This window comes from Bartonella sp. AP57NXGY (assembly GCF_042195805.1).
Classification (GTDB): Bacteria; Pseudomonadota; Alphaproteobacteria; order Rhizobiales; family Rhizobiaceae; genus Bartonella.
Map to the genome: position 1 here is coordinate 1 of NZ_JBHIOZ010000459.1, position 819 is coordinate 819.

The window sequence follows — 819 nt, forward strand, 5'->3', positions numbered from 1 at the left end:
GTTCTTCATTTTCGCACATCACTAAGAGAATTTCATCAGAATTTATAAACACTGGTTTATTCACAAATGCCTCCATATCAAAATATTTAAATACATTTTGAAAAAAACGCCTTGACATAGGTTTTTTTTTTCGGGGTATGGTGCAGTGATAATTGTATTTTATGCACAAGTCAATTAAAATTTTGCATAAAACGCAAAAATAAATCTTAAAATATATAATTAAATTATGCGCTATCCACAATTTGGGAGATGTTTATGAGCGATATAGATAAAAAAATAGAATCTGTTTTTTCATTATTCAATGAAAAAGAGCAGTTAATTATTACTTATTTTGTTTTTAATTTTTTTAATAATTCAAGAAAATCAAGCACCGCTTCTTTGTCAACTGGATCAAGTGATGCACATATTTTCATAAAATCTAAGTCTACTTCTTTGTAAAAACTGGGGGGAGGTTCGTTAAAAAATTCAGAAATCTTTACTAGTTCATCTATGGTTATATCTCGCGTTTTACCATTTTGATAGGTATTAAGCATGCGATTCACTGCTGATGGGTGTAATTCTAAATGTGATGCTAATAATGTTTGTGCGCCGTGTCCTCGTTCGTTAAGACGCTCTTTAATCCATAGCTTAAGTTTGGACTGAATATCTTGTTCCATGGTTCGTATAATCCTTGAAAATATATTTTTATGCAAATGTGTAAAAATGATAAAAAAGCATAATTTCGTTGACTTGTGCATAAAACGCAATTATTTATTGTGCTGTTATGGAGATTACATATGCCTTCGAGATTAATTATAAAATATTTAGGTGGTTTCAAAA

General features: G+C 29.4%; 1 protein-coding gene. It reads right to left on the reverse strand.

Translation table 11 applies throughout. The features are described from left to right. Positions 1-326: 326 nt before the first annotated feature. Complete coding sequence (locus ACFIL8_RS11475) at positions 327-656, reverse strand: helix-turn-helix transcriptional regulator (RefSeq protein ID WP_208439714.1); 330 nt, start codon at positions 654-656, stop codon at positions 327-329. Between the last annotated feature and the right edge of the window lie 163 nt (positions 657-819).

What these genes read in the sequence shown, in the direction of transcription:
- ACFIL8_RS11475 (WP_208439714.1), bottom strand. Translation starts at nt 656, where the DNA reads ATGGAACAAGATATTCAGTCCAAACTTAAGCTATGGATTAAAGAGCGT.